Origin of the sequence: Brachybacterium phenoliresistens (assembly GCF_000576425.1) — a bacterium.
GTDB lineage: Bacteria > Actinomycetota > Actinomycetes > Actinomycetales > Dermabacteraceae > Brachybacterium > Brachybacterium phenoliresistens.
Genome location: NZ_KK069988.1, coordinates 553,181 through 575,238 on the forward strand (window position 1 = coordinate 553,181; position 22,058 = coordinate 575,238).

Sequence of the window (22,058 nt, forward strand, 5' to 3'; positions counted from 1 at the left end):
ACATGAGTGCCTCGGTTCATCCGCCGCCAGACAAGGGACTTCGCATCTCCGACCGTAATCACAAAGTGAGCATCTGAGACCAACGCACCCCGCCCGCGGTGACGAATATAAGACCGAGCCAACACCCGATTCGCCAAGTTGGACGACCTCAGTCTGATCGCGAATGTCACCTGTCGTAACGGACGCGTCTAGACTTGCCGAGGTTCTTTCTCGCGATCGGATAACCAAGAGCAGGCAATACCACCAGCGCTTTGTCTTCCAGGCTGCTTGTGCCGGTTACTGCCGACTTGACACGTTCACCTAGTGCACCCTTGATTCGCGACGGGAGGGGCTTACCGACGCTGCCGAGGGCATTGAGCGCGAGCTCCGCCGCTCCTACGTTGCCACCCTCGGATTTCAGATCGAGGAGTCCGTAGATGATCGTCTCGAAGAGTCGGCGTCGTATCGAGTCGCCTTGGACATTCGCCTTTCCCCACAGCGTGACAACCCGCTGACGCTGAGTGTTGTTGGTCGCGTCAGTGAAGCGGTTGACGAGCAGGTCCGCGACCTGGCTCTCGTCCGCTTCGGCCACGCCGAGGACCTCCAATACCGCATCATCCGGGACGTCTGTGTCGGCTGCCGCAAGGTACTTGTCAAGTAGATCGCGATGTTGCTCCGCTGTCCATCTATGTTGCACGGCCCGGGCGGCGTGGACCAGTTCGGCCGAGTGTGCGCCAGTTCGTCGTAAAGGATCGTAGACGGTTGCGAAATCTTCTGGGCTGGGGCGGATGAGCTCGAGCCAGAGTGCAGTTACATGGATGGCCGAGTGCGCGTACTTGTCGGTGACCTCAGCCATAGCCTCAGCTGTCGGCAAGACATTGGAGTGGACGCGGGTAGCGCCCGCTGCGATGGCAAGATCGAGCGGAATTGCGACATGGCCGAGATCATCGAGCCATGGACTACCAGATGCTTCAGCAAGTAGACCTTCCAACTCCGAGTCTTCTAGCTCATCGACAGACGCCTGTACGGCTTCGGAGCCGTTCTCTGCCAAGTAACGGTACAGGGCGTCTTCGGCGTCGACTTGTGCCAGAGACTCCGCGAGGGTGTCTTGCAAAGAGTGCGCGACAGCGGACAGAATTTGATCGTAGTCGAGAACTCGTGCCTCGGCAAACAATCGGGCCCGTTTGAGGGTTTCCCGGCGTTCGCTGGCTTCGTTCGTACTCGCGACATATCTTGCGACGAGTTCGAGCACATCGGCGGTCAGGCTCGGCGCGTGCCCTTCAGGCAGGTTGGCAATCAGCGGTGCGAGAACATCCAGGGCTGCTCCAGTGATGTCAAGATCAGACTTCGACTCCCACGCCTTTGCCACAAGCTGCCCTAGGGGCTCGGCGTGGGCTGCGGTAACATTCGCCGGGACTATGCAGTTTAGCCATTTAGTCCACTCGCCGAGAACCCGACGGCGAGCCGCCCTAAGAATGCCGGTTGCAAGATCAGGGTCGGTGACGGGCTCGGTATTGCCGAGGAGTCGTAAGGCTGCGCTACGAGCAACTTGAGTGTCGACGTCTAAGAGGAGGCGGAGCACCAGATGCTGGATCGGCTCTTCCCGCGGCGTGGCTGCGTCAGCAAGAGCATCGAGCACCACACTGGGAGCGAAAGGTTCGGGCTCCAGATCCTCAGTTGCCGTCGACGCAACCGTATTCCTTCTGGTTCCGGCAGTACTGGCTCCCGTCGCCATGGCGGCTTCGCGCGCGGTCTTCCACTCCACATGAGCTCGCTCCGCTTCGCTTGCAAGCGTGGAGATGAGGGCGTGAGTTGCGGAGATGACCTTGGCCAGGTCGCCATCAGACAAGTCGAAGAGACGCGTGACAGTCGTGGGACCATCCGGGGACACGAGGCGAGTGGACAGATAGCCCGGCACTACAGTAGGGGCAGCACTGATGGCGAGGGCGGCGTCCTCGAAGAGAAAGTCTGGCGGTGTGAAATCGCGGCTGGTGCTGGCTGCGATGATGCGCTGCCGAAGTGCTGATGCGCTAGCCTCAGACCCGACCTTAGTCAGCGCCCAGGCACCGGTAACTGTGTCTTCGTCAAGAATGTCGTCGGACTCGTCTTCGAGGACGCAGATCGCTTCAGCTACGGTGTCGGCGACGCTGTCGACAGGAAGATCTGGCTGTGCTCGGGTAAGCAGGAGGAACGACCTTGCGGCATTGGGACCGATCACCCCAGTACCCGTCCGGATCAGATTGGTCAGGACCTGCAGGACACCTTCCAGCTGAGTCTCTTCAAGCCCAGCGACTCGACGTCGCAAGGTCTCGGTATCCACATCTTCTGCAGCGCGCTCGACAGCCAGCGCCAGCTCACCATCCAGCCCGAAGACTGTTCCCGTGCTCTGCATATAGATGAGATCTCGCGACGGGCCTCGCACCTGACGAGTCCGGCTCAGATAGTTGAGCAGCTGCTTGTTGTGTGCCTTGCCAATCTGTGTAGCACGATCCTCACTGCAACCATCACCGTCCGGGTCATCCTCTACGAGGATGGTGCTCGGCGCAGCGCAACCATGGGCATATGACTCGGCGAGTTCGATAGCCCGGTCTGAGGTTCCAGCGGGCAGTTCCGCGTCTCGATTCTGCATTATTTGCAGCACCAAGGCGGGCAGGTTGGCATCGACTTCAAGGTGTCGTGCGAACAGCGGGAACTCAACTCGGAGACAGACAAATCGGGCGATGGCGGGTGCGGTCGCACACGGGTCCTCGGCAAGAAGCCCAGCATTGTGGCGCTCTTGGGCGAGCCGAAAGGTCAGCGCGAACGTGTTGAGCAGGTGCTTCACGCGTCGAGGACTAGTGACGTGCGTGGGAATAAGCACCGAGAGCACATAGTCGCGGTTGATTTCTGACCACAATCCTTTGCGATTCTCGACGAGGCTCGTCGCATACTGACTGACGCTCTGGGCAAGAAGCGGCGGAACGCTCAGTTGGTATTGGAAGACCTTGTCTAGATAGGCGCTTCCGGTGCTGTAATATGGATTTGTGTCGTCGGAAGGACTCTCCTGCTTGGCGGCTCGGGTGAGCGCTCCCTCCAGCACGTTCTGGTCGGCAGCCACTATAAAAACGCACTGCTCGATACCGAGGAAGGTCCGGATAGTGTCGAGAGTCGCTACTACTTCTCCGGCCGAGCACCGGTCGAGTTCGTCTACGAATATTACTAGGACTTTAGCGCGGGCGTCGAGCACCAAGTTTTTGAAGATCCTCTCGAACTGCTCGTCGCTATCAGGCTTCGCCAGGCTTCGGTCAACCGAGAACGTCTTGCTCGCAAGGCTAATCAGGGCTGCGAGTAGCGCGGCCGGTAGGAGACCTGCCAACACGACCTGCTTGGACAACGATCTGAACTCTAGTCCGAAGTCAGTCTTGGTACCGATGTGGCTCTGCACTAGGGCGACGACTGCGACCAACGTGGCGAGGATGACCGCGAGGCCGAGGAGCAGCAAGGCGAAGACACCCAGCAGTTTGAGGATGGTGGTTGGTGGAACCTTGATCTCAGTCTTGGTCCGGCCGCTGTAGAGATCACCGTGATACTTGGCCTGCTTGCATCCGAGTTCGCTCGCGACTGCGCTGATGAAGTTGCGCCGCAGTGGCACGTCAGCGTACTTGAAGGCATCGAACCGTACGAAGCGGACACCGTCACGACCGTCGAGCTTGCTCTTGAGCATGTTGGCGATGCCGCTCTTGCCAGACCCCCATGGACCGTACAGGGCGATGTTTGAAGGGGTTGGCACCGTCGTGGCAAGTGCGGCGAGTTGGTCGACGATTCCGTCGTGCGCAAGGCGGTCGTCCTCCGCTGCTGCAAGTTCGCGATCCTCCACGAGGTCATCGGGCCGCAGGTTGGACATTCCAATGTGCTCGGCCGTTCCTCGTGGCATGCCATGTACTCCGTCAGTAGTCGAGAGGGCTGGTGGTTATGCAGATCATGACCCACACTATGTGTAAGCACCCACAAATCGGCGGACGCCGCAGTCGTACTCCTCGAACGATACGTCGTGTCGTGTTGGGCCTTCCCGAATATTGCGGTCCGCCACATGGGATCGACGATGGTCTACGGAGCGGGTCGCGACACCTCGACAATCCGAGACGAGCGACGATGGCAGATCGACGCTCCATAAGTGCACCCCGCCAGGCCGAAGCCTGACGGGGCGCAGGTGCCGATGCCCGGAGCGCCGCGGGGGCCCGTCGTCGACGGGCTTCCCGCACCGCGGGGCAGGGCGGCTCAGGCCGCCACGAGCGAGCGCAGCACGTACTGCAGGATGCCGCCGTTGCGGAAGTAGTCCGCCTCGCCGGGGGTGTCGATGCGCACGACCGCGTCGAACTCGACGGCGGTGCCGTCCTCCTTGGTCGCGGTGACCTTCACCGTCTTCGGGGTGGTGCCCTCGTTCAGAGCGGTCACGCCGGAGATGTCGAAGGTCTCCTCGCCGGTCAGGCCCAGCGACTCGGCGGACTCGCCGGCCGGGAACTGCAGCGGGAGCACGCCCATGCCGATGAGGTTGGAGCGGTGGATGCGCTCGTAGCTCTCGGTGATGACGGCCCGCACGCCCAGCAGCTTGGTGCCCTTGGCCGCCCAGTCGCGCGAGGAGCCGGTGCCGTACTCCTTGCCCGCCAGGACCACCAGCGGGATGCCCTGCTCGGCGTACGCCTGCGCCGCGTCGTAGATGAACTCCTGCTCGCCGGTCAGGAAGTTCTTCGTGTACCCGCCCTCGACGCCGTCGAGCAGCTGGTTCTTGATGCGGATGTTCGCGAAGGTGCCGCGGATCATCACCTCGTGGTTGCCGCGGCGCGAGCCGTAGGAGTTGAAGTCCTTGCGCTCGACGCCGTGCTCGCGCAGGTACCGGCCCGCCGGGGAGTCCGCCTTGATCGATCCGGCCGGGGAGATGTGGTCGGTCGTGGTGGAGTCACCGAGCTTGGCGAGCACGCGGGCGCCGGAGATGTCGGTGACGGGCTCCGGGGTGATGCCCATGCCCTCGAAGTACGGGGGCTTGCGCACATAGGTGGACTCGGCGTCCCACGCGAAGGTCGCGCCCTCGGGGGTGTCCAGGGAGCGCCAGCGCTCATCGCCGGTGAAGACGTCGGCGTAGTCGCTGGAGAACATCTCCTGGGTGATGTTCTCGGCGATGACCTGCTCCACCTCGGTGGGGCTGGGCCAGATGTCGCGCAGGAACACGTCGTTGCCCTCGGAGTCCTGCCCCAGCGGGTCGTTCTCGAAGTCGAAGTCCATGGTGCCCGCGAGCGCGTAGGCGATGACCAGCGGCGGGGAGGCCAGGTAGTTCATCTTCACGTCGGGGTTGATGCGACCCTCGAAGTTGCGGTTGCCCGAGAGCACCGCGGTGACGGCGAGGTCGTTCTCGGCGATCGCGTCGGAGATCTCCTGGTCCAGGGGCCCGGAGTTGCCGATGCAGGTGGTGCAGCCGTAGCCGACGAGGTGGAAGCCGAGCGCCTCGAGCTCGGGCCAGAGGCCCGCCTTCTCGTAGTAGTTGGTGACGACCTGGGAGCCGGGGGCCATGGAGGTCTTCACCCACGGCTTGGAGGTCAGGCCCTTGGCCACGGCGTTGCGCGCCAGCAGGCCGGCGGCCATCATCACCGACGGGTTCGAGGTGTTGGTGCACGAGGTGATCGAGGCGATCGAGACGATGCCGTGGTCGATCGTGAAGTCGCGGCCGGCCACCGCGGTCGGCGCCGAGGGGCGGCCGTTGCGGGGCGAATGCACCGGGGCGGAGCCGCCGCTGTCGTTGTCGCCGCCCGGCGCGGCCGGGTCGGAGGCCGGGAAGGTGCCGGCGGTGTCGCCGTCCTCCTGCTGCACCTCGCCGTGCGCGGCGTAGGTCGGCAGCACCTCGCGGAAGGACTCCTTCGCCTCGGTGAGGACGATGCGGTCCTGCGGGCGCTTCGGGCCGGCGATCGAGGGCACCACCGTGGACAGGTCCAGCTCGAGGTACTCGGAGTACACGGCCTCCTTCGAGGGGTCGTGCCACAGGCCCTGGCGCTTGGCGTAGGCCTCGACCAGCGCGAGCTGCTCCTCGGAGCGGCTGGTCAGGCGCAGGTAGTCGACGGTGACCTCGTCGATCGGGAAGATCGCGCAGGTGGAGCCGAACTCGGGGCTCATGTTGCCGATGGTGGCGCGGTTGGCCAGCGGCACCTGGCCCACGCCGTCGCCGTAGAACTCGACGAACTTGCCGACCGCCCCGTGGTTGCGGAGCATCTCGGTGATGGTGAGCACGACGTCGGTCGCGGTGGCGGCCGGCGGGATCTGGCCGGTCAGCTTGAAGCCGACCACGCGCGGGATGAGCATCGACACGGGCTGGCCGAGCATGGCGGCCTCCGCCTCGATGCCGCCGACGCCCCAGCCCAGCACGCCCAGGCCGTTGACCATGGTGGTGTGCGAGTCGGTGCCGACGCAGGAGTCGGGGTAGGCGCGGGTGACCCCGTCGACCTCCCGGGTCATCACGGTGCGGGCCAGATACTCGATGTTGACCTGGTGGACGATGCCGGTGCCCGGGGGGACGACCTTGAAGTCGTCGAAGGCGGTCTGGCCCCAGCGCAGGAACTGGTAGCGCTCCTTGTTGCGGCCGTACTCGAGCTCCATGTTCTTCTCGAGCGCGTCCAGGCGGCCGGCGACGTCGATCATCACGGAGTGGTCGATGACCATCTCGGCGGGGGCCAGGGGGTTGATCCGCTCCGGATCGCCGCCGAGCTCCTGCACGGCCTCGCGCATGGTGGCGAGGTCGACGACGCAGGGCACGCCGGTGAAGTCCTGCATGATCACGCGGGCGGGGGTGAACTGGATCTCGGTGTCGGGATCGGCCGAGGGATCCCAGGAGCCGAGCGCCCGCACGTGGTCGGCGGTGATGTTCGCGCCGTCCTCGGTGCGCAGCAGGTTCTCCAGCAGGATCTTGAGGCTGTACGGCAGCTTCTCGTGCCCCTCGACCGCGTCGAGGGCATAGATCTCGTAGTCTTCGCCGCCGACGCTGAGCGTCTCCTTGGCGTCGAACGAGTTGACGGTGCTCATCCGGGACTCCTTAGTCATATCTGGGGCGTGGTCCCATCGTAGGCGCGCAGAACTCTCGGCATGTCACGACGGGCGCGGCGGGGCAGGCCGCATTTCTCTTGACGTCAAGATAAAACTAGCATGGCGGGCCGATGGGCCCCGGGAGGCCCTCCCGGCGTGTGGTCAGCGCCTCACCGAGGTCAGGGATCTCTGCTCGTCGGCGGCGCCGGAGGGTGTGCCCTCCGTCCCGCTGAGGTCCGCTCCGTCCCGCTCGGGCCCGCTCCATTTCGCTCTGGCCCGCTCGGGCCCGCTCCGTTTCGCTCTGGCCCGCTCGGGCCCGCTCCGTGTCGCTCAGGCCCGCTCGGGCTCGCTCAGTCCCGCTCGAGGACGACGACGGTCTCGATGTGATGGGTGTGCGGGTACAGGTCGAAGGCGCGCAGGTCCTCGATCCGCCAGCCCTTCTGCTCGGCGATCGCCAGGTCGCGCGCGAGGGTGGAGGGCTCGCAGGAGACGTACACGATCCGCTCGCGCACGCGCTCGGCGAGCAGCTCGATCAGCTCCGCCCCGGCCCCGGCGCGGGGCGGGTCCAGCACCACGCGGTCGGCGCCGCGCCGCTGCTCCCGGACGAAATCGGTGGCATCGGAGGTGCGGGCGCTCGCCCCCGGCACGTCGGCGAGGTTCTGCTGGGCCAGCCGCCCTGCGCGCTTGTTGCCCTCGACGCTCACGACCTCGCCGTCCAGGCCGGTGGTCCGGCCGATGCGGGCCGCGAACAGGCCCACCCCGCCGTAGAGGTCCCAGACGCTGTCTCCCGGCCGGGCGGCGAGATCGCGCTCGACGACGTCGGCGAGCAGGGACGCCGCATCGCGGTGGACCTGCCAGAACCCGGTGACGCCGACGACCAGCTCCTGGTCGCCGACCCGTTCGCGCACGGTCTCCGCTCCCCGCACCACGTGCAGGCCCGAGCTGTTCTGCACCGCGACGTGGGCGGCGCCCCAGCCCTCGGGGATCGAGACGTCGCCGGGATCGAGATCGCGGCCGATGATCACCACCGCGGGCTCGTCGGCCGAGGGAGCGACGGCGTCGATCGCCTCGGTGCCCGCCGGCGGCGTCCAGGAGGTCAGGGCCAGCGCACGGATGGCCGGCGCCGCCAGCGGGTTCTCCCCCACCGGCCGCACCTCATGGCTCCGCCAGCCGCGCATGCCGACCCGCCCGCGCTCGTCCACGGCCAGGCGCACCCGGGTGCGCCATCCCAGGCCGTCCTCGTCGTGGGGTGCCGGCTCGACCTGGACGTCGTCCAGCGGGAAGCTGGTGACCTTGGCGCGCTGCAGCAGCTCGCGCAGCACGTCGGTGGCGATCCGCCGCTGGGCCGGCAGGGCGATGTGCGCCCAGTCCGCGCCGCCCACGCCGTCGGTCCCGGCCTCGGGCCAGACCGTCGGCACGCGGTCCACGCTGGGCTCGAGCACGTCGACGGTCTCGGCGCGCCAGAAGCGGGCGCCGTCCAGCCCGGACGGGTCGTCGATCACCCGGGCCGTGACCGTCTCGTGGGGGGCGGACCCGCGCACGAAGACGACCCGTCCCTCATGGCGGGCCACGAAGGTGCCGCCGGCGGCGGGCACCGTGGTGGTCACGGTGATGACAGGACCGCCGCCGTGCTGCTCCGACGTGCGGGACTCAACTGCTGCCATGAGACCTTCCACCTTCCCTGTGCCCGGCGGACTCCGCCGCGAGCTCCGTCGGACCACGTCCGCTGTCGTCGCCTCCCAGCTGCCAGGGGACCGTGGAGACGATCACCCGGGGCATGTAGGCGAGGCGCGTGCCCAGCCGCCGGAACGCATGGTTGTGCAGGAACGACTCCCACCAGTGTCGCACCAGGAACTCGGGGATGTAGACCACCACGACATCTCGCGGGTTGCGGGCCAGCAGCGTCTTGACGTACGCGAGCACCGGGCGCACCGGGTCGCGGTAGGGCGAGTAGACCACGCGCAGCGGGACCTGCAGATCCATGTCGTGCCAGCGCCGGGCGACCGCGGCGGCGTCGGTGTCCTCGTCGTGCACCGTGAGCGCCTCGACGCTGGAGTGCCGCGCCGACATCGCCACCCCGAGGGCCCGCAGCGTCGGCTTGTCGAGCGTGCCCACGAGGACGAGGGCGTGGGAGCGCGAGGGGCTCGCGGTGTGGGCGATCTCCTCGGCTCCCGGGGCGAGCTCCTCCCGCACCCGGCGGTAGTGGCGGTTCACCGCGGTCATGACCCCCCACAGCACCGCCATGATCGCGACGGCCGCCCAGGCCCCGTGCAGGAACTTGGTCACGAGCACGATCACCAGCACGACGGTGACCGCCACGAAGCCGACCGCGTTCATCGCGCGCCGCCGGCGCAGGCCTCCGCGCAGGTCTGCGCGGGAGGTCACGCGCAGGCGCCGCGTGTAGTGGCGCACCATCCCCAGCTGGCCCAGGCTGAACGAGACGAACACGCCGACGATGTACATCTGGATCAGCACGGTGACCTGCGCGCCGGTCGCCCAGACCAGGGCGATGGATCCCAGCGCGAGGGCGACGATGCCGTTGGAGTACGCCAGCCGGTCCCCGCGCAGGCGCATCTGCCGCGGCAGGTACTCGTCGCGGGCCAGCACGCTGGCGAGGTTGGGGAAGCCGTGGAAGGCCGTGTTCGCGGCGAGGAACAGCACCGCGCCGGTGACCACGAGCACGAGGTAGAACAGCACCGATCCCGAGGAGAAGACGGTCTGGGCGAGCTGCGCCATCACCGGCAGCTGCTGGTAGTCGCCGATCGGCCCGGAGGCGCTGCGCAGCTGCGTGTCCGGATCGGCGACGTACACCACGCCGGTGGCGTCGGCGAGCCACACCACGCCGAGCATCATCGCCGAGGAGATCGCCCCGAGCATGACCAGCGTGATCGAGGCGTTGCGCCGCTTGGGCGGGCGGAAGGACGGCACCCCGTTGCCGATCGCCTCGACGCCGGTCAGCGCCGCGCAGCCGCTGGAGAAGGCCCGCAGCACGAGGAATGCGCCGCCGAGGGCGGTGAGCCCGTCCTCGAACCCGGACTGCGGGATGATCTCCAGCCCGGCGCTCGGGGCGCTCTCCAGGCTGCCGTCCAGGCCCTGCACCGCGCCGATGAGGATCATCCCGCCGATCGCGGCCATGTACAGGTAGACGGGGACGGCCAGGACGGTGCCGCTCTCCTTGACCCCGCGCAGGTTCATCCCGGCGATCACGAGGATCAGCGCGATCGCCACCCACATCTCCGAGCCGTGCAGCACGGGGAAGATGCCCGAGGTGTAGCTCGCGGCCTGGGAGATCGAGACCGCGACGGTGAGCACGTAGTCAACCATCAGCGCCGAGCCGACGGCGCGGCCCGCGTCGCCGCCGAGGTTCTTGGCGACGACCTCGTAGTCGCCGCCGCCGCGCGGGTATTCCTCGACGATGTTCCGGCTGGCGGTGACGACGATCGCCATCAGCACCACCACGGCCACGGCCACCCAGGGGCTCAGGGTGATGGCGGTGACGCCGGCCAGCGCGAGGGTGAGCAGGATCTCGTCGGGCGCGTAGGCCACCGAGCTGAGGGCGTCGGCGGCGAAGGTCGGCAGCGCCAGCCGTTTGGGCAGGCGCTCGCGCGACAGGCGCTCGGTCGCGAACGCCCGTCCGAACAGGACGCGCTTGAGCGCGCTGGAGGGACCGGACACGGCGACAACTGTAAGCCCCGTGCGACGCTATCGTGGTCCCACCGGCACGTCAGGGCCGGTCCGCTCGCGCTCGCGGGCGGCCACAGGCGAGGAGGAACGGGTGCACTTCGTCATCATGGGCTGCGGACGCGTGGGCGCGATGCTGGCCCATCGCACCGTCGCCGACGGCCACACCGCGGCCGTCATCGACCAGAACCCGATCGCCTTCCAGCGGCTGTCCGAGGATCTGCCGGCGGCCCGGATCACCGGGCCCGGCTTCGACCGCGCCGTGCTCGAGCAGGCGGGGATCCGCGAGGCCGCAGGCTTCGCCGCCGTCTCCAGCGGCGACAACTCCAACATCATCGCGGCGCGCGTGGTGCGCGAGGAGTACGGGCTGCGCAGCGTGGTCGCGCGCATCTACGACCCGCGGCGCGCCGAGGTGTACGAGCGGCTGGGCATCGCCACGGTCGCCACCGTCCGATGGACCACCGCGCAGGTGCTGCACCGTCTCATCCCCGCCTCCCCCAGCCACGAGTACCAGGACGTCTCCGGCGCGCTGACGATGCTCTCCATCGTCCCGCACTCCAGCTGGATGGGCCTGAGCGTGCCCGGCATCGAGCGCCGCACCGGCAGCCGGGCGGTCTACGTCACCCGCCTGGGCGAGGGGATCCTCCCGCGCGAGGACCTGCGCCTGCAGGACGGGGACCGGCTGCACCTGATGGCCCCGACCGGGAAGCTGGCCGACGTCGAGTCGGTGCTCGCCCATCCGCTCGCCGAGGAGGACCAGGCATGAGGATCGCCATCGTCGGCGCGGGCAGCGTGGGGCGCTCCATCGCCCGCGAGCTGCTGGACAAGGGCCATGCGATCACCCTGGTGGACCGCACCGTCACCCCCGAGCGGCGCTCCGCGATCCCGGAGGCGCTGTGGGTCCAGGGCGATGCCGCGGAGCTGGGCATCCTCACCCGCGCCGAGGTCGGGGAGGCCGATGTCATGGTCGCGGCCACCGGAGACGACAAGGTGAACCTCGTCGTCTCCCTGCTGGCGAAGACTGAGTTCGGGGTGCCGCGCACCGTGGCCCGGGTCTCGCACCCGGACAACGAATGGATGTTCGGCCCGATGTGGGGCGTGGACGTGGCCGTGTCCACCCCGCGGATGATGACGGCGCTGGTCGAGGAGGCCGTCAGCGTCGGCCGCGTGGTGAAGATCTTCAACTTCGCCGGCTCCCGCGCGAAGATGGTCGAGATCACCCTGCCGCGCCGCAGCCCGGTGCTGGGTCGCACGGTCGGGTCGATGCGCTGGCCGGGGTCGTGCGTGCTGGTGGGGATCATCCGGGACGGGCGGCCGATCGCCCCGACCGCCCATGACGCCTTCGACGCCCTCGACGAGCTGCTGTTCATCGCCCAGGACTCCGAGCTGGTGGCCCTGCAGTCGCTGCTGGCGCCGCGCGGCTCCGACGGGGAGCCGGGCGGGGAGACCGAGCTGCCGCAGCTCCCGGAGGAGACGGCGACCGGCGGCATCCGGCTGCGCGAGCGCGAGGCCTCGAAGGCCGAGGAGCCCGAGCATCCCTTCGACGCCTGAGGCCGGCCCCGCCCGCTGAGCTCGGCCACGGCTGCTGAGCTCGGCCACAGCCGCAGAGCTCCGCCCCGGCCCGGCCGGGGCCGTCAGGCGCTCGGGGAGGGCCCGGGAGGCGCGGCGCCCGGCTCCTGCGACCGCAGGGCGCGCGCCTCGCGGCGCACCAGCAGCGCCCGGTGCATGAGCCACACGATCCAGGCGGCGAGGGCGAACAGGGGCAGGCCCATCACGAGCTTGGCGACACCGAGCGCCGCCACCGCCCCCGCGAGGTAGAGCGGAAGCTGGACCAGCAGCTTCGCCGCGTAGAGGCCGATGAAGACCGCGGTCGCCCGGGTGTACACGCGCCGCGCGTCGGGGTCCTCGGCCCAGTCCGCGACGCGCCCGTCCAGCAGGGAGATCACCAGGCCCAGCAGCGGGCGGCGCGCGAGCAGCGAGATCAGCAGGATCACCAGCGTGACCGCGTTGATGACGAGCCCGGGGGCGAAGAGGTCGGACCCCTCCCCCGTCCGGATCGCCCAGACCGCGCCGATCACCACGCCGAACAGCCCGCCCAGCACGCTGGACAGGCTCTGGCGCGCGACCAGCCGCGCGAGCAGGGCGATGACGACCACGGCCACCGCGGCGATGGCGGAGACCTTCACGTCCCGCGTGATCACGTACAGCACGAGGAACAGCAGGGTGGGCAGCACCGACTCGAGGATCCCGCGGGGGCCTCCCATGGCGTCGCGCACCGAGAACTGCTCCTCCTGCAGCACCGCGGCCAGTCCGCGGCGCGGGGCGCCGTCGGGTCCGGTCGCGGCATCGGCCGGGGCCGCCCCGGTCGCTGCGGAGGCCGCCGGTCCGGCTGCGGACGCCGCCGGTGCCGCGGCCGGTCCGGCTGCGGGCGCCGCGTCCGGCTGCGCCGCGGGAGGTGTTCTCGGGCTCCCGCCCTGCTCGGCGCGGGGGTCCTCGGGGCTGCTCATGCGTCCTCCTGATCCGCGTCGGTCGCGTCGGGGTCCTCCCCGGCGCGACCCAGGATCTCGTAGCGCGGGTTGTACATGACCCGGTGGTGGCCGCGGTTGGCGGCGAAGCCCTTGACGATCAGCTTGGTGCCGGGGCCGATCCCCGAGATGCGGTCGCGGCCCAGCCAGATGAGGGTGATGGTGCCGGTCCCGTCGAACAGATCGGCCTCCACGGCCGGGGCGGCCGTGCGCGGCTGGATCACCTGCGAGCTGATGTACCCCACCAGCTGCACCTTCATCCGATCGCCGATGTCGGCGACCGAGTCGAAGCCCGCCGAGCGCGCGGCGCGCTGCGCGGCCTCGGCGTCGATCACCTCGCTGTCGGCGAAGCGATGGCGCAGGCGCGCGAGCACCCCCCGGGCGGCGCGCGGGGACGGCACGGGGCGGCGCGACCCCGCCTCGGGCGAGCGCTCGGGCATCGGGGTCATCCGATCTCGGTGATCTCGGGGCCGCGGGCGAGCGGGTCGAGGGGGTCGCCCGGGCGGTGCGGGACGCCGCTGCGCTGGCCGGGAAGGGCCAGCGGGATCAGCTCCTGCGGGGCCATGGCCTCGCTGCCGCGCACGACGACCACCCGCGAGAGCAGCCTCTCGAAGCGGCGCGCCTGCTCCGGGTCCGACAGGGCCGGTCCCGAGAGGATCGCGCGCACGAACCAGCGCGGACCGTCCACGCCGATGAACCGGGTGGGGCGGTAGCCGGTGCGGCCGTCGGCCCGCTTCAGCGGGAGACGGGCGATGAGCTCGGTGCCGAAGGGGCCCTGCCGCGTCTCGGCCGTCCCGCCCTGGGAGGTGACGGAGTCGCGCAGGGACACGCGGACCTCGTCCCACAGACCGCGGCTCTTGGGAGCCGCGAAGGCCTGCAGCTGGAGGGAGGAACCGTCCAGCACGAGGTTCGCGCCGGTCACGGCGCGGGAGCGCTGGTCCATCTCCATGCGCAGCTCGAGCCCCTTGAGCAGCGGGATCTGCAGTCCGCCCAGGTCGATGCGCTCCTCCTGGGGGGCATCGGCCTCGTCGTAGGGGCCGGGAGAGAGATGCGAGGGGCGGCCCGTGCCGGAGCCGGCGGCGGGGGTCTCCTCCTCCGCGGTCTCGGCGGCGTCCTCGGGCGATTCCTTCGTCACGGCCTCATCGGCCGGTGCGGAGGCCTTCTTGCGGGAGAACAGTCCCACGGCTCATTCCTTCCCGTCGGGCCGGGCGGCGCCGAAGCCGCCGCTGGACCCGAACCCGCTGCTGGAGCGTTCGGTCTCGTCGAGGGATTCCACCACGTGCAGCTCCGGCGCGGCGTGGGCGATCACCACGAGCTGGGCGATGCGGTCGCCGGGCTCGATCGCGAAGTCCGCGACGGCGTCGGTGTTGTGCAGGGCGACCCGGATCTCCCCCCGGTACCCGGCGTCCACGATGCCGGGCCCGTTCAGGACCGTGATGCCGTGCTTCACGGCGAGGCCGGACCGGGGGCAGACGAGCCCGACGGTGCCCTCGGGCAGGGCCACGGAGACGCCGGTGCCCACGAGCGCGCGGCCTCCGGCGGGGATGGTCAGGCTCTCGTTGCTCACGAGGTCGTAGCCGGCGTCGTGGTCGTGCGCGCGGTGCGGGAGAGCCGCGCCGGGGGCGAGGCGGACGGGCAGGGTGGCGGTGGACTCCATGGGCACACAGCCTAGTCATCCCGGCTGGATGCGCGGCGTGCGTCGACGGTGTCGCGGGCCACGCCCCTGGGAGGGGCCGGAAGGCCCTGCGTGAGAGCATGAGGCCATGACCGATGCCGCCGCGCGCCCTGCTGATCCCCTGTCCGTCCTGCACCGGGAGCGGCTGCTCCCGTCGGTCGGGACGTGGGTGGTGCTGGCGCTGCTGGGAGCCGTGCTCGGCGTGGTCCTGGTGCCGCTGTCGACGACCCTCGCGCTGGTGGTCGGCCTGGTGGGGATCGCGGCGATGTGCGCCCTGGGGGCGCTGATGAGCCCGGTCGTGGAGGTCTCCGGCGGTCGGCTGATCGCCGGCCGCGCGCAGATCGAAGTGGAGCTGCTCGAGGAGCCCGAGCTGCTGGCCGGGGAGGACTGGACCCGGGTCATGGGCACCGGGTTCGAGCCGCTGGCCCACCACTGCACCCGCGGCTGGATCCGCTCGGGCGTGCGCGTCCCCCTGAACGACGACGACGACCCGACACCGGCGTGGGTGGTGTCGAGCCGTCGTCCCCAGGACCTGGTCCTGGCGCTGCAGGTCGCGCGCGCTGCCGTCTGAGCCGGGCGGTGCCCCGCCCGGCCTCGGATCAGGCAGCCGCGCACTCCTTGCAGAAGATGAGGTTGCCCTCGGCGTGGTCGATCTGGCTGCGGTGCTTCACCAGGAAGCAGCTCGCGCAGGTGAACTCGTCCGCCTGCCGGGGCAGCACCCGCACGGAGAGCTCCTCGTTGGAGAGGTCGGCGCCGGGGAGCTCGTAGCCGTCGGCCGCCTCGGCCTCGTCCTCGTCCACAGCTGCGGTGGACGCCTCGTTGCGGCGTCCCTTCAGCTCCTCGATCGAGTCCTCGCTGGAGTCGTCCTCCTGCTTGCGGGGTGCGTCGTAATCAGTCGCCATGTGCGGTCCGTTCGTCGTGTGTCGTGCTGCGGTCCTCTGACCTGTGGCTAGCGCGCCCGAGCCTGATCCCGCGGAAGGAAACGCGCGGATCGATGAGCCAGGGCGGCGAGAGTATCGCAGAGTCCCCTGGATAACTCAAGGCGGATCGCGGATGTTCCCGCGTTCGGGATTCCTCGGGACGCGCAACTATGATCGACGCACGGTCCGACCACACCCGACGGAGAGGACGACGATGCGAGAGCTCGAGCTCGACGGTATCCACGACGACGACGAGCACGTCATCCTGGTCGATTCCGACGGCGGTCGGTACACCCTGCAGATCGACGAGGCCCTGCGCGCGGCGGTCCGGCGCGACCGGCCCGCGCTCGGGGCGATCCGCGCCACCGCGGCGACGCCGCTGCGTCCCCGCGACATCCAGGCCATGCTGCGCCAGGGACGCACCGCCGAGGAGATCGCCGAGATCGCGAAGGTCTCCCTCGAGCACGTGCGCCGCTACGAGGGCCCCGTGCTGGCCGAGCGCGAGTACACCGCCCAGCGCTGCCGCGCCTTCCCGGTGGGACGCGGCGACGGCCCCTCCCTCGGCGAGATCGTGGCCGAGCGGCTCGCGGCCCGGCGCGCCGGGGAGGACGTGCGCTGGGACGCCTGGCGCCGCGCCGACGGCACCTGGGATCTCGAGCTGGCCTTCACCGCGGGCGGCCGCGAGCGCTCCGCCCACTGGGTCGCCGATCTCGACCGTCGCAGCATCGTCGCGGAGGACGACGAGGCCCGCTGGCTCGTCGACGAGGACCCGGCGGCTCCCGAGCCGGGCGCGGGCCGTGCCCGGCTGACCGCCATCAAGCGCTCCGTCTACGACATCGAGGCGGACGGCTCCTTCGAGGAGACCGCCGCCCGGACCCGCCCGCGGCCCCTGGCCTGGCGCCCGCGCCCCGAGCCGTCCGTCGAGGCCGAGCCTGCCGCCGGCCGCACGGAGGACCCCTCCCGGGAGCGGAGCCGCAGCGAGGCGCGCCGGGACCACCCGGCGTCGATCGATGCCGACGAGCTCGACGCCCTCAACGCCCGGCGCGGACTGCGCTCGGTCCCCTCGCCCGCGGCGGTCCCGGTGCCGGACGGCGACGAGGAGCCGGTGTGGGAGAGCCTGGACGAGCCCGCGGCCCCTGCGGACGCGCCGAACCCGGCTGCGGGCTCCGCCCCGGCCGCCGAGGACGCCACCTCCCCGGACCCGGCCGATGAGGAGGCGCTGGCCGAGCACGCCCGCGAGCTCGCGGGCGCATCCCAGCCCGTCGACGACCTCGAGAGCCTGCAGGAGCCCTCCGGCGAGGATTCCGAGGAGCCCGTCGCCGACGGGGAGCCCGACGAGGCGTCCGCCGCGGACGACGCTCCGGCGGCGGAGCGCGCCGACCCCGCCCCCGGGGAGAACGACACGGTCGAGCTCACCCCGCTGCCGGGCTTCGCCGAGGAGTCCTCCGGCCCTGCGGAGCCGGAGGAGGCGCCGGTGCGCAAGCCCGCCCGCAAGAAGTCCGGATCCAAGCGCTCCAGCATCCCCAGCTGGGACGAGATCGTCTTCGGCTCGAAGCACGACTGACGGCTCGGCGCCGCCGGGCCGCCGGAGGCGCCGCGGGGCCGTCCAGGGCAGGGCCGGCGGACGGCGCCGCGGGGCCGACCGAGGCATGGCCGGCGGACGGCGCTGCGGTGCCGACCAGGGCAGGGCCGACGGACGGCCGCCGCCGGACAGGCTGACCGACGCAGGGCCGGTCAGACCTCGACGCTGAGCAGCGGGACGAGGCTCTCGCGGGCCGTGAGGGACCCGTGCACGCCGATCTCGGGGTGCCGCGGCGCGGGCCTGCCCGGATCGACCAGGGTCGTGCGCCCGCGTGCCAGCACAAGCACGTCCCCCATGCGTCCGCGCGCATGGGGCGCCGGCTCCTCCCCCGGCGGACCGAGGACCCCGGCGGCGATCACCTCCGCGCGCGAGAGCACGAGGGCCCTCTCCCCGAGACCCTCCCGCAGCAGCTCCGCGAGCTGCGCGGCGCCGTCCTCGCCGCCCCGGGCACCGATCCACATCGCCCGGGACTCCCCCGCGATCACCGCGACCAGGTCGCGCACCCCGGGCAGCGCCGTCGGGTCCAGGCGGAGCCGGGGATCCACGTCGACCATCCCGTGATCCGCGGTCAGGTGGATCCGGGTGCGCGGCGGAAGGCGGCGCAGCAGCGTCGCGAGCAGCGCGTCGACCTCGGAGACGGCCTCGCGCCACGGATCGGAGTCCACGCCGTACCGGTGCCCGGCATGGTCCACGTCGTCGACGTGGAGGTGGACCACGCCGCCCTTCCCCGCCCGCTGCAGGGCGGTGCGCACCGCGTCGACCCGCTCGTCGGGGCGGCGATGGGGCACGAAGTCCCAGCCCCGGAAGGCGACCGCGCTGAGGTGGCTGCCGGAGTGCTTGAGCGGGCCCACATGGACGGCGCGCCGGGTGCTGGACTCCCCCAGGGTCGCCTGCGGCATCCAGCGCACGGGATCCACGTGCGGGGCGTCCCCGGTGAGCTGGTTGACCGCCACCCCGCGCTCGGGATCGATGGTGGTGTACCCCAGGACCCCGTGGCGGATCGGCGGCAGGCCCGTGAGCAGGGACGTCATGGCGGTGGCGGTGGTCGCCGGGGTGACGGTGCGCAGGGTGCGGGTCTGCCCGGCGAGGCGGCGCAGGGTGGGGGCGAGGGAGAGGTGCTCGTCCAGCAGCTCCCGCCCCAGCCCGTCGGCCAGCACCACGAGGTCCCGGCCCCCCGGGCCTGCGGCGCCGGCGGGCAGGAGGTCCGCGACCACGCCCAGGATCCCCGGTGCCGCGCCCCCGGCGAACGGCGGGGCGAGCAGGTCGCCGCCGAGCTCAGGCCTCGAGCTCATCGACCGCGTCCATGAGGCGCTCGTGGAAGGCGATCGCCGCGGCCACCGCGAGGGGGCCGTCGGCGAGGGCGCTGATGCGCAGGGCGAGATCCGACGGGGCCAGCGTGCCCGTGTAGCCATGGTCGGCCTGGCAGTTGGGGTCCTCGCACCAGGCCCGCTCGAGGTCGATCCGGCGGCTGCCGCCCCAGGAGATGCCGAGGGTGACCTCGGACTCCTCGACGCCGCTGCCCTCGTCATCGGCCGCGAAGACCTGGGTGAGGCCCGTGGTGCCAATCCGGTCCAGGCGCACCTTCTCGGTGGTGGCGACGACCTGGGGCGGGTTCAGCTCATCGGCCGACTCGTCGTCGATGTGGGAGATCACCAGGTGGCGCTCGGTGAGGGCGAGGACGGTCAGATGGCGGCGCACCTCGGAGCCGTCGAAGGTGGTCTCGGGCCGCACCAGGTGCGCACGCACCGGGGCGCCGCGCAGGGCCCGCGCCACACAGGCCGCGGCGGTCTGCGGGAAGTAGCCGGAGGCCTCCAGCTCGGAGGCGAGGTCCGCGGGCAGCGCTGAGGTCATTCCCCCAGTCTCCCACGCAGCGGGTCGGATCCGGGACCGCTGAGGATGCGCCGGGTGCCGTCGGTGCGGTTGGGCGCATGGGCGACCTCCGCGCTCGCGCCGACCACCTTCACGCCGTCGAGCCCGACCACCACCGGATACAGCTCGAGCCGGCGCAGCTCGGGCAGGTCCTCGGCGATCACCCCCACCCGCGCGAGCAGGTCGGCGAGCGCCGCCCGGTCCACGTGCGGCATCCCGCGGTCCCCGCGCAGCTTGGCGGCCGTCGCGGGCGAGGACATGAGCCGTTCGACGACCTGCGGGCCCAGCGGCGGGATCGCATAGGCGATGTCGTCCAGCAGGTCCGTGGCGTCGCCGGCGACGGAGAAGGAGACCACCGGCCCCAGCGCCGGGTCCTCCGTGGAGCGGATGACCACGGGCACGCCGGGCGGGGCCATGCGCTGCAGCTCCAGAGGGGCGTCGGAGTACGAGAGCTCGGCGCGCATGCGGGTGAAGGCGTGGGCGAGCTGGGCGGGGTCGGCGATGTCCAGGCGCACGCCGCCGAGGTCGGTGCGGTGGCGGAGCACCGGGTCGGTGCTCTTGAGGGCGAGCGGGTAGCCGATCCGCCCGGCGGCCTGGAGGGCCTGGTCGACGTCGTGCACCTCGGCGGTGGGTAGGGCGCCGATGCCGTAGGCGGCCAGCAGGTCCCGCACTTGCTGCCCGGACAGCGCGCGCGGCGCGCCGGGCCGCTCGGGCAGCAGCTCGCGCACCATCGTGCGGGCGGCCTCGACGTCGATGTCCGCGGGACGCTCGGGCGGGGCGTCGTCCACCGCGCTGCGGCGCGCCGCGGCGAGCAGGCCCGCGGCGGCGCGCATCGCGGCGGCGGGGCTGGTGTGCACGGGCGGAAGGGTGCCGTCGGCCCGCACCGCCTCCTCGACCGCCAGCCAGCGGTCGCGGTCGGTGACCAGGCAGACGACCAGGGCGACCTCGCTCCCGCGGGCGACGGTCGCCATCGCCCGCAGCATGCTCACGAGATCCCCGGTGAGGGGGTCCAGCACCGCCGCGACCACGAGGTCCACGCCGCCCAGGCCCGCCATCGAGGTGAAGGCACGCTGGACCAGCCGGGGGTCCTCCGCGAGGGGGACGGAGCGGTTGTCGGCGCTGACCCGGATGCGGTGGCGGTCCGCCGCGCCGCGCAGGGCCTCGCCGAGGGCGGCGGTGTTGGAGAGCAGCCCCACCCGCGCGCCCAGCGGCACGCCCTGCCGCTCGAGCGCGTCGACAAGGTCCATGAGGTGGTCGACGTTGTCGGCCCGCACCACGCCGGCGGCGCTGAGCACCTGGTCCAGCGCGCGGCGCGGCAGGACGGAGGCGCGGACGTCATGTCCGGGCGGGGCCTGGGAGCCCACGCCGGGGGGACGCAGGACCACGACGGGACGGGTGCGGGTCAGGCGCCGGGCGATGCGGGTGAACTTGCGGGGATTTCCCATGGACTCCAGCGCCAGGCCGATGACGCCGACGTCCTCGGACTCGTCCCAGTGCTGGAGGCAGTCGTTGAGGGAGACGTCCGCGCGGTTGCCGGCGGCGACGAACTCGTGCACGCCGGTGCCGCGGCGGTCGGTGGCGGCCAGCAGCATGGCCGCCAGGGCGCTGGACTGGGCGGCGAGCGCCGCCCGCCCGGCCCGCGGCAGCCGCGGGGACAGCGAGGCGTTGATGGGGTGCTCGCCGGTGCGCAGGTAGCCCAGGGCACCGGGGCCCAGCAGCCGCATGCCGTGGCGGCGCACCCGGGCGACGAGCCGGCGCTGGAGGTCCGCGCGCGTGACGGCGGAGTCGGAGAACCCCTCGGTGGGGATGACCACGCAGCGCACCCCGATCCGGGCGCAGTCGTCGACGGCCTCGAGGCAGGCCTCGGGGCGCAGGGCGATGACGGCGACGTCGATGGGGCCGGGGACGTCGGCGATGCGGGCGCGGGTGGGATGCCCGGCGATCTCGAAGTCCTCGCGGGCGACGACGTGGACGACGCCGTCGTAGCCCGAGCGGTCCAGGGCGTCGAGGATGCGCCGCCCGGCGCTGTCGGCGCGCGAGGAGATCCCGACCACGAGCACGGAGGAGGGGTGGAGCATGCGCTCCATGGCGCGGGCCTCGACGCGGCGCTCCCGCTCGGCCATCACGGCCAGGGATCGCGCGGTGGGGTCGATGCGGAAGACGACCTGGACGACGCCGTCGTCGAAGGTGCGGCGCACGTCGAAGCCGGCGTCGGTGAACACGCCGATCATCTTCTGGTTCTGCGGGAGGACCTCGGCGGTGAAGGTGTCGATGCCGTGCTCGCGGGCGGCGGCGGCCAGATGCTCCAGGAGGATCGAGGCCAGCCCCTGCCCCTGCTGGGAGTCGGCGACGTTGAAGGCGACCTCGGCCTCGCGGCCGCCGATGCGGTCGTAGCGGCCCACGGCGATGATGTCGTCCTCGTGCAGGACCACGAACGCGACCCGGTCGTGGTGGTCCACGCGGGTGAAGCGGTCCAGGTCCCGCGGGGAGAGCCGGGGCATGGCGGCGAAGAACCGCAGGTACCGCGACTGCTCGGACTGGGCCTGGTGGAAGCGCTGGAGGGCGTCCGCGTCGGTGGGCAGGATCGGCCTCAGGTGCGCGGCCGTGCCGTCGCGCAGGGCGATGTCCGCCTCCCAGTGGGCAGGGTAGTGCGCAGGGTCCGGAGCGCCCGTGCTCCGACGCCCGGTGCCTGCGTCGCGCCGTGGTGCCATGGGGCGAGCCTAGCGGGTCGCCCCGGGGCGGGATGATCCGATTCACGGCGTCACCTGCCGCGATCCGGCGCG

The 22,058-nt window shown here is 71.1% G+C and carries 16 protein-coding genes; 4 read left to right on the forward strand and 12 right to left on the reverse strand.

Features of this window, described 5'->3' with window-relative positions:
* Positions 1 to 166: 166 nt before the first annotated feature.
* The 4 genes from BF93_RS02550 to BF93_RS02565 all read right to left on the reverse strand — a co-directional run bounded on the left by BF93_RS02550 (position 167) and on the right by BF93_RS02565 (position 10,698).
* Complete coding sequence (locus tag BF93_RS02550) at positions 167 to 3,862, reverse strand: KAP family P-loop NTPase fold protein (RefSeq protein ID WP_038370315.1); 3,696 nt, start codon at positions 3,860 to 3,862, stop codon at positions 167 to 169.
* A gap of 374 nt (positions 3,863 to 4,236) precedes the next feature.
* Positions 4,237 to 7,023 carry an aconitate hydratase AcnA gene (gene acnA, locus BF93_RS02555; RefSeq protein ID WP_038370318.1) on the reverse strand — a complete coding sequence of 929 codons (2,787 nt, stop codon included), beginning with the start codon at positions 7,021 to 7,023 and terminating at the stop codon, positions 4,237 to 4,239.
* Between the two features lie 350 nt (positions 7,024 to 7,373).
* A complete protein-coding gene (locus tag BF93_RS02560) occupies positions 7,374 to 8,687 on the reverse strand; it encodes a class I SAM-dependent RNA methyltransferase (protein WP_038370319.1) in 1,314 nt (437 codons plus the stop codon).
* A complete protein-coding gene (locus BF93_RS02565) occupies positions 8,674 to 10,698 on the reverse strand; it encodes an APC family permease (RefSeq protein ID WP_038370320.1) in 2,025 nt (674 codons plus the stop codon). The genes BF93_RS02560 and BF93_RS02565 overlap by 14 nt, the downstream gene beginning before the upstream one ends.
* Positions 10,699 to 10,798: 100 nt before the next feature.
* Between BF93_RS02565 and BF93_RS02570 the strand changes: the two genes are divergently transcribed.
* Complete coding sequence (locus BF93_RS02570; protein ID WP_038370322.1) at positions 10,799 to 11,470, forward strand: potassium channel family protein; 672 nt, start codon at positions 10,799 to 10,801, stop codon at positions 11,468 to 11,470.
* Entirely contained in the window at positions 11,467 to 12,255 is a 789-nt protein-coding gene (locus BF93_RS02575; RefSeq protein ID WP_084148188.1) for a potassium channel family protein, read from the forward strand. The genes BF93_RS02570 and BF93_RS02575 overlap by 4 nt, the downstream gene beginning before the upstream one ends.
* An 83-nt stretch (positions 12,256 to 12,338) precedes the next feature.
* Here the strand turns inward: BF93_RS02575 and BF93_RS02580 are convergent, their stop codons facing one another.
* Genes BF93_RS02580 through dut form a run of 4 tightly spaced genes read right to left on the reverse strand, consistent with a single transcriptional unit; the run spans position 12,339 to position 14,886 of the window.
* Positions 12,339 to 13,211 carry a DUF3159 domain-containing protein gene (locus BF93_RS02580; protein ID WP_084148189.1) on the reverse strand — a complete coding sequence of 291 codons (873 nt, stop codon included), beginning with the start codon at positions 13,209 to 13,211 and terminating at the stop codon, positions 12,339 to 12,341.
* Complete coding sequence (locus BF93_RS19920) at positions 13,208 to 13,669, reverse strand: OB-fold nucleic acid binding domain-containing protein (protein WP_232226157.1); 462 nt, start codon at positions 13,667 to 13,669, stop codon at positions 13,208 to 13,210. Before BF93_RS19920 ends, BF93_RS02580 begins: the two co-directional genes overlap by 4 nt.
* Before the next feature lie 5 nt (positions 13,670 to 13,674).
* A complete protein-coding gene (locus tag BF93_RS02590) occupies positions 13,675 to 14,412 on the reverse strand; it encodes a DUF3710 domain-containing protein (protein WP_038370323.1) in 738 nt (245 codons plus the stop codon).
* Positions 14,413 to 14,415: 3 nt separating this feature from the next.
* A complete protein-coding gene (gene dut, locus BF93_RS02595) occupies positions 14,416 to 14,886 on the reverse strand; it encodes a dUTP diphosphatase (protein ID WP_038370324.1) in 471 nt (156 codons plus the stop codon).
* A 106-nt stretch (positions 14,887 to 14,992) separates the two neighbouring features.
* Here dut and BF93_RS02600 point away from each other — a divergent pair, with 106 nt between their 5' ends.
* The gene (locus tag BF93_RS02600; protein WP_038370325.1) at positions 14,993 to 15,475 is read left to right on the forward strand and encodes a DUF3093 domain-containing protein; all 483 of its coding nucleotides are present in this window, start codon (positions 14,993 to 14,995) and stop codon (positions 15,473 to 15,475) included.
* Positions 15,476 to 15,503: 28 nt separating this feature from the next.
* Here BF93_RS02600 and BF93_RS02605 read toward each other — a convergent pair whose 3' ends face one another.
* Positions 15,504 to 15,806: a DUF4193 domain-containing protein gene (locus BF93_RS02605; RefSeq protein ID WP_038370326.1), complete on the reverse strand. Its 303-nt coding sequence runs from the start codon at positions 15,804 to 15,806 to the stop codon at positions 15,504 to 15,506.
* 232 nt (positions 15,807 to 16,038) lie between these two features.
* On the opposite strand from BF93_RS02605, the gene sepH reads away from it, so the two are divergent.
* Positions 16,039 to 17,388 (forward strand): septation protein SepH, encoded by a 1,350-nt coding sequence (gene sepH, locus BF93_RS02610; protein WP_038370327.1) that lies wholly within the window; start codon positions 16,039 to 16,041, stop codon positions 17,386 to 17,388.
* A 170-nt stretch (positions 17,389 to 17,558) separates the two neighbouring features.
* Here sepH and BF93_RS02615 read toward each other — a convergent pair whose 3' ends face one another.
* The 3 genes from BF93_RS02615 to BF93_RS02625 are packed head-to-tail and all read right to left on the reverse strand — an operon-like array spanning position 17,559 to position 21,986.
* Entirely contained in the window at positions 17,559 to 18,698 is a 1,140-nt protein-coding gene (locus BF93_RS02615) for an alkaline phosphatase family protein (protein WP_038370328.1), read from the reverse strand.
* Positions 18,682 to 19,257, reverse strand: a complete 576-nt coding sequence (locus tag BF93_RS02620; RefSeq protein WP_038370329.1) for a DUF5998 family protein — start codon at positions 19,255 to 19,257, stop codon at positions 18,682 to 18,684. The genes BF93_RS02615 and BF93_RS02620 overlap by 17 nt, the downstream gene beginning before the upstream one ends.
* Positions 19,254 to 21,986 (reverse strand): GNAT family N-acetyltransferase, encoded by a 2,733-nt coding sequence (locus BF93_RS02625; protein ID WP_038370330.1) that lies wholly within the window; start codon positions 21,984 to 21,986, stop codon positions 19,254 to 19,256. Before BF93_RS02625 ends, BF93_RS02620 begins: the two co-directional genes overlap by 4 nt.
* Positions 21,987 to 22,058: the final 72 nt, after the last annotated feature.